Raw genomic sequence first — 3,609 nt, 5'->3', positions numbered from 1 at the left:
TTCGGCGATTATGATGTCGTGATCGACGGAGTCGATAATTTTACGGCGAAGTTTCTGATCAACGACGCCTGTTTTTTTGCCGGCAAGCCGCTGGTCCATGGCGGCATTCTGCGATTCGACGGACGTGTCACGACCATCATTCCAAAGAAATCGGCTTGTTATCGTTGCGTATTCAAGACACCTCCGCCGCCCGGCTTGGTTGCCTCCTGTCAAGAAGCCGGAGTCATCGGGGTGTTGGCGGGCATTATCGGAACGATTCAGGCGACAGAAGCATTGAAGCTGGTGCTAGGGATCGGACGGCCGCTGACAGACCGTCTGCTCGACTTCGATGCGCGCAACACCCAATTTCGAGAAATCAAAGTCCGCCGTAACCCGAATTGCGCGCTCTGCGGAGAACATCCGACGATTACCGAGCTGTTCGACGATGGAGATCCCTATGCCGGATGCGCCATGCGTCCATCGGCATAGGGGTGTGATAAGGTGGTACCACGATGAGCAAAATGAAAGCGCTGGTTTGCCGCGAGTGCGGTAAGGAATACCCGACGAAGGCGATCCACGTCTGTGAAATGTGCTTCGGCCCCCTTGAGGTGAAGTACAACTACGACGAGATCAAAAAGACTATTTCGCGTAAGAAGATCGAGGACGGACCGCACAGCATGTGGCGCTACCTGGACCTGCTGCCGGTCGAAGGTACGAGCTTCGTGGGACCGCACGCAGGATTCACGCCGCTCGTGCGGGCGAAGAACCTCGGCGCGTATCTCGGGCTCGACGAGCTCTACATTAAAAACGACACCGTCAACCACCCGACTTTGTCGTTTAAAGATCGTGTCGTCGCCATTGCCCTCACACGCGCGCGTGAACTCGGCTTCGAAACGGTGGCCTGCGCGTCGACCGGCAACTTGGCGAACTCCGTATCGGCCCACGCTGCCTCCGCCAATCTGCACTGCTATGTATTCATTCCGGGAGACCTTGAAGCGGCGAAGGTGCTCGGCAACCTGATCTATAAACCGCACGTCGTCGAGGTGGAAGGCACCTACGACGATGTCAACCGGCTCTGCAGCGAGATTGCGGGAGAACATGGCTGGGCGTTCGTGAATATCAATATCCGCCCCTACTATGCCGAGGGTTCCAAGACCCTTGCATTTGAGACCGTGGAACAACTGGGATGGAAAACACCGGACCAAGTCGTCATTCCGATGGCTTCGGGTTCCCTCTTGACCAAGATTTGGAAGGGTCTGCATGAGATGAAGGCCTTGGGCCTCATCGACAGCGTTCGCACGAAGATCAACGGCGCCCAAGCGGAAGGCTGCTCACCGATCTCGACCGCATTCAAGGCGGGACGCGATTTCTTCAAGCCGGTGAAACCACAGACGATCGCCAAATCCCTTGCCATCGGCAATCCTGCCGATGGGTACTATGCGCTCAAGGCGACCGCCGAGAGTCATGGATCCATGGACATGGTGACGGACGAGGAAGTGGTTGAAGGTATTCAACTGCTGGCTCAAACCGAAGGCATCTTCGCGGAAACAGCCGGAGGCGTCACGATCGGCGTGCTCAAGAAGCTCGTCAAGCAAGGGGTGATCAAAAAAGATGAGGTGACGGTGGCCTATGTCACCGGCAACGGCCTGAAGACCCAGGAAGCGGTGATCGATTCGGTCGGTCGCCCGGTACGCATTCAACCCAGCTTGGTGGACTTCGAAAAGACGTTTCAAATGGGAAAGAACGGTGGTGGTGACGCATGATTAAAGTTCGTATTCCGACTCCGCTTCGCCCCCTGACCAAAGGCCAGGGCGAGGTCGAGACAAAAGCCGGCAGCGTGGTGGAAATGATCGAGGCATTGAATGGCGCACATCCCGGCATCAAAGATCGCCTGTGCGATGAAACAGGAGAGCTCCGTCGCTTCGTGAATATTTATGTCAACGAAGAAGACATTCGTTTCCTCAAGGGGAAAGACACGCCCCTCAAGGATGGCGATGAGGTTTCCATTGTCCCGGCGATCGCGGGAGGATAGCATGGCACACTTGCGCTTCCATATTCGTTTTCCTGAAGACAAGATCAGAGAGCCGATTATCTATCAAATCGGGCGCGAGTATAATGTCGTGACCGATGTCCGACGAGCCGATGTTCGCGATACCACAGGCTGGGCGGATGTGGAGCTTTCCGGAGATACAGTAGAAATTGAACGGGCCGTCGCCGGACTGCGAGCTAAAGGCTGTGTCGTCGATCCGATTGAATTGAACGTCGTGGAGTAAGAGCGTTACTCGTTACACGGAAATCGTTAATCGAGGCAATAAACGCGATTTCACGAATCACGATTAACGGGAACAGCATGGAACTCACCGAACAACAAATCCAACGTTATAGCCGGCATATCATCCTTCAAGAGGTTGGGGGGAAAGGTCAGCTGAAACTCAGCCAGGCCAAAGTTTTGCTGATCGGCGCAGGCGGCCTTGGCTCTCCGGCCGGTCTGTATCTCGCCGCCGCCGGCATTGGGACAATCGGCTTAGTCGATGGGGATGTCGTTGACCTCTCTAATCTACAAAGACAGATCATGCATTCGACCGCGACGCTCGGGCAGCCAAAGGTGGCCTCCGGTAAGAAAACCTTGTCGGCCATCAATCCTGAAATTACCATCAACACCCATCATCAGCTGGTCGATGCGGAAAATATCCTTCCCCTCGTCTCGCAATACGATATCGTGCTGGACGGATCGGACAACTTCACGACGCGATTTTTAGTCAACGACGCTTGTTTCTTCGCCAAGAAAACGCTGATTTCCGCCAGCATGTTTCGGTTCGAGGGTCAGCTGACGGCGATCAAACCGCACCAAGGCTATCCTTGCTACCGCTGCCTCTATCCCGAGCCTCCGCCGGCGGGGCTGGTGCCGAATTGCCAAGAAGCCGGGGTGCTTGGCGTCCTTGCCGGCACGATGGGAATTCTTCAGGCATCGGAAGCGATCAAGGAAATCCTCGGCATCGGAGAGACGATCGCCGATAAACTGTTGATCTACGATGCACTGGATATGAAATTTCGGAAAGTGAACCGGCCTAAAGATTCGGCCTGTCCCCTCTGCGGGCCTCATCCGAAAATCAAGGATTTGAGCCTGGATTACGCGGTCAGCTGCACCATCTAATGGACTATCGTGGCTGACTTGGTTATTCCACAACATATCCTCGACGATATCATCGACCATGCAAAGCAACTCGTTCCTTACGAATGTTGCGGATTACTGGCCGGAACCGATGGGATCGTCAGCCGTCTCTATCGCATTAAGAACATCGTCGCAATGGAAGGCGCGCAAAACCTGTCGTCATTCGATGCGGCAAAGATCGCGCATCTTGAGCGCCTATCGCCGACTGAGCGCGCGGAAATTGCTTTTGTCATGGACATGCAGGATTTCTCAGCCGCCAAGAAGGACATGCGCAATAACGGACTCGATCTCCAAGTCGTCTATCATTCGCACCCCCACGACCCGGCCCACCCGTCCGTCACCGATATCAAAATTGCCACCGACTACGAGGAGATTTGGCCCAAGATCAACCTGCCCCTTCCCGCCTATCTCCTGGTCTCACTCATGAACAGCGAGCCGGACATCAAAACATATTGGAT

The 3,609-nt window shown here is 55.0% G+C and carries 6 protein-coding genes; all 6 read left to right on the top strand.

Features of this window, described 5'->3' with window-relative positions:
* A partial coding sequence (locus tag ACOSYY_RS10805; protein ID WP_421662364.1) for a ThiF family adenylyltransferase occupies nt 1-468 on the top strand: 468 nt, incomplete at its 5' end.
* 23 nt (nt 469-491) lie between these two features.
* A complete protein-coding gene (thrC, locus tag ACOSYY_RS10800) occupies nt 492-1,742 on the top strand; it encodes a threonine synthase (RefSeq protein WP_421662363.1) in 1,251 nt (416 codons plus the stop codon).
* A complete protein-coding gene (locus ACOSYY_RS10795) occupies nt 1,739-2,011 on the top strand; it encodes a MoaD/ThiS family protein (RefSeq protein WP_421662362.1) in 273 nt (90 codons plus the stop codon). The genes thrC and ACOSYY_RS10795 overlap by 4 nt, the downstream gene beginning before the upstream one ends.
* A 1-nt stretch (nt 2,012) precedes the next feature.
* Nucleotides 2,013-2,252 (top strand): NIL domain-containing protein, encoded by a 240-nt coding sequence (locus ACOSYY_RS10790; RefSeq protein ID WP_421662361.1) that lies wholly within the window; start codon nt 2,013-2,015, stop codon nt 2,250-2,252.
* A 77-nt stretch (nt 2,253-2,329) separates the two neighbouring features.
* A complete protein-coding gene (locus tag ACOSYY_RS10785) occupies nt 2,330-3,133 on the top strand; it encodes a molybdopterin-synthase adenylyltransferase MoeB (protein WP_421662360.1) in 804 nt (267 codons plus the stop codon).
* Between the two features lie 9 nt (nt 3,134-3,142).
* Nucleotides 3,143-3,609, top strand: a 467-nt coding sequence (locus ACOSYY_RS10780; RefSeq protein WP_421662358.1) for a M67 family metallopeptidase, incomplete at its 3' end; no start/stop codon positions are given.

The organism is Nitrospira sp. BLG_2 (genome assembly GCF_049222245.1).
This window is presented reverse-complemented; position numbering and strand designations above follow the sequence as displayed.

Excerpts from the sequence above, each read along its gene's own strand:
- thrC (WP_421662363.1), top strand. The coding sequence starts at position 492 with ATGAGCAAAATGAAAGCGCTGGTTTGCCGCGAGTGCGGTAAGGAATAC.
- ACOSYY_RS10795 (WP_421662362.1), top strand. The coding sequence starts at position 1,739 with ATGATTAAAGTTCGTATTCCGACTCCGCTTCGCCCCCTGACCAAAGGC.
- ACOSYY_RS10790 (WP_421662361.1), top strand. The coding sequence starts at position 2,013 with ATGGCACACTTGCGCTTCCATATTCGTTTTCCTGAAGACAAGATCAGA.
- ACOSYY_RS10785 (WP_421662360.1), top strand. The coding sequence starts at position 2,330 with ATGGAACTCACCGAACAACAAATCCAACGTTATAGCCGGCATATCATC.